Genomic DNA, 4,555 nt, shown 5'->3' on the forward strand with positions numbered 1-4,555 from the left:
GACGCCATTTCCGTAGACGACCTGCTCGGGAAGCGGCGGGGGCCGGAGATAGACATACAGGCCGTAGGAGCCTCCCGCGATCAGGAGAAGCACGATCGCCGTCCAAATCCAGATCTTGCTCATCCCGGCTTCCCCCTTGCTGAGAAGGATATTCGTCATTGCTGCGAGGCCGCGATCGCAAAATTGCCCGACGGCATAAGCCCGAACCCTGTTCTCTAGAGCCGTGTGAACAGGTAAAAGCCGGTCTGTTTGGACATGCGCGCCTCGGCATCCATGTCGAGCGCGGCGGTGGCGCCCGTGAGCGTGCCAGCCTTGCCTTCATACTCCCAGTTCGGGCCGCGCAGAAATCGCGGCAACCGTGCATCGTCACGGACGACGCAGATGATGGCGGGTTCATCGCTTCGGTGAAACAGGTTGAACATGGATCGCCTCCGTCATTTAAGGGTGCGTCGTGCGCCACGACAAATGCTTGGCAACGGCGTCCACCCATGTCGGCGCGGCGCCGTCATTGCACCAGGCCGGCCAGGGCTGAACCCCTCTGGTCGTCCTCACACTGACTTGCCGAGCGCGTCGGTGACCTGACCGATCCCGAGGCTCGCATCGGTCCTGGCCATCGATTCCCGCGCGCTGCCGAGGAGTCCCGTCAGTGCCCGGATGGCGTCGATCGTCTCGGGAATGACGATCGCCTGATTGTCGACCATGTAGGCGTAGAACAGTTCGTCGCCCTCCACCTTGAGCATATCCGCCCACAGTGCCACCTCGTAGAGATTGTCGTGCGGCCGGCCGAGATCGGCCATCAGTTCCTTCACCGTATTGAGCGCGGTCAGCCCGGCGTCCATGCGGATCAGGGCGATACGGGACGACGAGCGGAAGGCGTCCAGCACCTCCTCCTTGTCCGCCGGCCGGGTCAGTTGAACCGACCAGTAATGCAGGTGCGCCAGGGTTTCGGGAACCTTCACCGCCATGGTGACGACGTCGAGCTCGGGGTCGACGCTCCGCGCGTCCGGTCCCTGGTGGCTCGGGATCTCGGGCTCGGGCACCAGCGTGTTCATGATGCCCCCGAGATGGCTTTCCCAGGGATCGGTCGCGCGCCGCAGCAGCGTTCCGCGCGCCCGACGAAGCAGCCCGGCATGCTTCAGTGCCGTGAGCGTGCGCACGATCGAGGTGGTGTTGCAGGAGACGACGCGGGTTGCCTCGCGGGCGATCGCCGTCGCGTAGCTCGCTTCCGCGACGAAGGAATGGCCGGTGACCTCATGCTTCTCGCCGCCCTGGACGATGAATTTGATGCGTCTCTCGCGGTAGCGCTCGACGTTCTTCGCCGCGACCCGCTTCGGCGTGCAGTCGACGACCACGTCGGCCGCCGCGAGGAGGTCGTCGAGTGTTCCTTCGACGTCGAGGCCCGCGCCACGCATCGCGCCGGCATGCTCGCCGGTGGCGCCGAAAAGGCGAAAGCCCTTCCGGGTCGCCATTCGCGGCCGCCAGTCGGCGTCGACATCCGATACCCCGGCGACTTCCATGTCGTCCTGCAAGGCCACCGCATCTGCGACACGCTTGCCGATCACGCCGTAGCCATTTACGGCGACGCGGATTTTGTTGTTTGCGTTCATCTTGTCCTCGCTGTGGTTCTGGCCGTCCCACCGGGGCCTGCAAGGGTCGGGTGAGAAGAATATTGCGGTTGTCCGTTCAGCCGTTTCCGCCCGGATAGTTCATCCGGTTGCCGCCGCTTGGCGCGCAGCGAGCGTTTCTGCCGGCTCGACGCGGCCCACCCCTTCCAGCCGCGTGCGCTTCAGCAGGAGCGCGTTGACCGCGACCAGCGCCGAACTGCCCGACATGGCAAGCGCCGCGACTTCGGGGCTGACGACGACGGGATAGAACACGCCGGCCGCCATCGGAAAGGCGACGACGTTGTAGGCCACCGCCCAGAACAAGTTCTGGTGCATCTTGCGCAAGGTGGCGCGCGAGAGTTCGATGGCGCCGAGCACGTCATAGGGGTCGCTCTTCATCAGCACGACGTCGGCGCTTTCCATCGCCACGTCGGTTCCGGCCCCGATGGCGAAGCCGACGTCAGCCTGGGTGAGTGCCGGCGCATCGTTGACGCCATCGCCGACCATGCCGACGCGCTTGCCCTGCGCCTGCAACTGCTTGACCTGGTCGGCCTTCTGGCCTGGCAATACGTCGGCGAGAACGATGGCGATGCCGAGTTCATCGGCGATTCGTCTGGCCGTCCCTTCGTTGTCGCCGGTCAGCATCGCCACCTCGACGCCGCGCTCGCGCAGCTTGGCGACGGTCGCCATGGCATTGGGGCGCGGCGCGTCGGCGATGGCGATGAGGCCGAGAACCCGACCGCCTTGCGCCACATGCACCACCGTTCGGCCTTCGCCCTTCAGCCGCTCGGCCTCGTCCGCGAGCGTTCCAAGATCGATCTTTTCCTCGTCCATGAGACGGCGGTTGCCGAGGAATACGGTTTCGCCCGCGATCTCGGCCTGTGCGCCCATGCCCTCGCGATTGAGAAAGGCCCGCGCCTGCGGCACGTCGATTCCCTCGGCGCGTTCGACGATCGCTAGGGCGAGGGGATGGTCCGAGCCGCGTTCGACCGCCGCGGCCGCCCGCAGCGCGTCCTCCTCCGTTCGCCCCGCGGCGGTGACGATTTCGACGACGCGCGGCTGGCCCATGGTCAGCGTCCCTGTCTTGTCGAAAACGATGATGTCGAGTTTGGTCGCGTCCTCGAGCGCGCCGGCATTCTTGAACAGGATGCCGTTCATCGCGCCGAGGCCGGTGCCGACCATGACGGCCATCGGGGTCGCCAGCCCGAGCGCGTCCGGGCAAGCGATGACGAAGACCGTGATGGTGAGCGTCAGCGCGAACAGCAGCGGTGAGCCGATCCACCAGAACCACGCGGCGAAGGTCGCGAGCCCGATGACGATCGCGATCACCACCAGCCACTGCGACGCCCGGTCGGCGAGCAGCTGCGCCGGCGCCTTGGAGTTCTGCGCCTCCTGCACCAGCTTGACGATCTGCGCCAGCGCCGTGTCGGCCCCCACCTTGGTCGCGCGGTACTGAAAGCTGCCGCTCTTGTTGATGGTGGCGCCGATGACCTGATCGCCGGGCGTCTTGTTCACCGGCATCGACTCGCCCGTCAGCATGGATTCGTCGACCAGCGACTCTCCTTCGAGGACTTCGCCGTCGACCGGGATCTTGTTGCCCGGCCTGATGACGACGATCTCGTCGGCCAGGACCTCGGCGGTCGGCACCTCGGTCTCGCGGCCGTCGCGCAGGACGGTCGCCATGGGCGGGGCGAGGTCGAGCAGTGCCCGGATCGCCGTCGAGGCGCCGGCGCGCGCCCGCATCTCCAGCCAGTGGCCGAGCAGAATGAAGACGAGTAGCACCGCCACCGCTTCGTAGAACTGCACGCCGGGGAAGAAGAAGGTCGAGCCGACGCTGAAGACGTAACCGGTTCCCACCGAGAGCACGACGAGCACGGCCATGTTGAGAATGCCGTTGCGAAGCGCCCGCCAGGCCGCGACGAAGAACGGCCAGCTGGGATAGACGATCGCGATGGTTCCAAGGAAGAACAGCCATAGGTCGAGTTCCAGACCGAAGGGTGGCGCCGGCGGGGTGAAGATCCCGCCCATCGGCGAATAAATGAAAATCGGCACGGTGAAGGCGAGCGCGATCCAGAAGCGGTTGCGCATGTCGCGGACCATCGCCCGCATGTCGGCGCCCGATCCGTGACCCATTTCGTGCGCGATTTCATCGTGTGCCGGCGCGGTTGACGGCTGGATGGCGGATGGGGCTGGCCCCCCGGTGGCGCCGGCATCCGTGTGCTTGGCATGGCCCTCGTGCGCCGCGGGCACAGGGGAAACCTCAGGGGCGCGCTTCACGGCGCCCGGCTTGCAGACGTGGCGCGGCATTACCTCGCCATGGCAGCGGAAGCCACAGGCCTTTATCGTCTGTTTCAGCTTGCCGACGGTCGTCAGCGTCTCGTCAAAGTCGACCGTCACACTGCCGGAGGCCGGGTTGGAACTGGCGTTTCGCACGCCCCGTGCTTGCTTCAGCCGCTTCTCGACGCCCAGATGGTCGAGCTCCTCGAAGAGGCCGCCGACGTCCAATGTCGCTGTGCTCACCACTCATCTCCTTGAAGCGCCCGAACACGGTTTTACGACCGCCGTCTGAGCGCGGATGGTCGGGATTGACCGACCCGGCGCCGCGACGAGCGGTGCCTGTCTTCTGCCTGACCCTTACAGATCTCAGCTGCCGCAGCAGCAGCCCCTCGATCTGCCTTGCACCGCCTCTCGCGTCGTCTCCGCCCGCTGCTTCCCGGCAGACCGTTCCGGCGCGGCCGAGGGTTTAACTGAATCGGCTGGAGAGAGCTCATCATGACCGCAGCAGGAACCCTCGATCCGATTGCCCGAACTGACGCGCGACGATTGCGTATCCGTGGGCATTGCCATCATCCTTTCGTATGCGTCCGATTACGGTCGGACCGTCGGGCGGCCCGACCTGAATGAAACCACCATTCTTTCTACAGACGCGAGGACGCACGCGGCATTACAGT

At 65.8% G+C, this 4,555-nt stretch carries 3 protein-coding genes; all 3 read right to left on the bottom strand.

Annotated elements, in window-relative coordinates:
* Positions 1 to 215: 215 nt before the first annotated feature.
* The 3 genes from ING15_RS19145 to ING15_RS19155 all read right to left on the bottom strand — a co-directional run bounded on the left by ING15_RS19145 (position 216) and on the right by ING15_RS19155 (position 4,124).
* Positions 216 to 422 (bottom strand): hypothetical protein, encoded by a 207-nt coding sequence (locus ING15_RS19145; protein WP_206456439.1) that lies wholly within the window; start codon positions 420 to 422, stop codon positions 216 to 218.
* Between the two features lie 126 nt (positions 423 to 548).
* Positions 549 to 1,607, bottom strand: coding sequence for a type II glyceraldehyde-3-phosphate dehydrogenase (locus ING15_RS19150; RefSeq protein WP_206456440.1), 1,059 nt, complete (start codon positions 1,605 to 1,607; stop codon positions 549 to 551).
* Between the two features lie 99 nt (positions 1,608 to 1,706).
* A complete protein-coding gene (locus tag ING15_RS19155) occupies positions 1,707 to 4,124 on the bottom strand; it encodes a heavy metal translocating P-type ATPase (RefSeq protein ID WP_206456441.1) in 2,418 nt (805 codons plus the stop codon).
* Positions 4,125 to 4,555 lie beyond the last annotated feature (431 nt).

Origin of the sequence: Aurantimonas marina, from assembly GCF_017183135.1 — a bacterium.
Classification (GTDB): domain Bacteria; phylum Pseudomonadota; class Alphaproteobacteria; order Rhizobiales; family Rhizobiaceae; genus Aurantimonas; species Aurantimonas marina.

Excerpts from the sequence above, each read along its gene's own strand:
- ING15_RS19145 (WP_206456439.1), bottom strand. The coding sequence starts at position 422 with ATGTTCAACCTGTTTCACCGAAGCGATGAACCCGCCATCATCTGCGTC.
- ING15_RS19150 (WP_206456440.1), bottom strand. The coding sequence starts at position 1,607 with ATGAACGCAAACAACAAAATCCGCGTCGCCGTAAATGGCTACGGCGTG.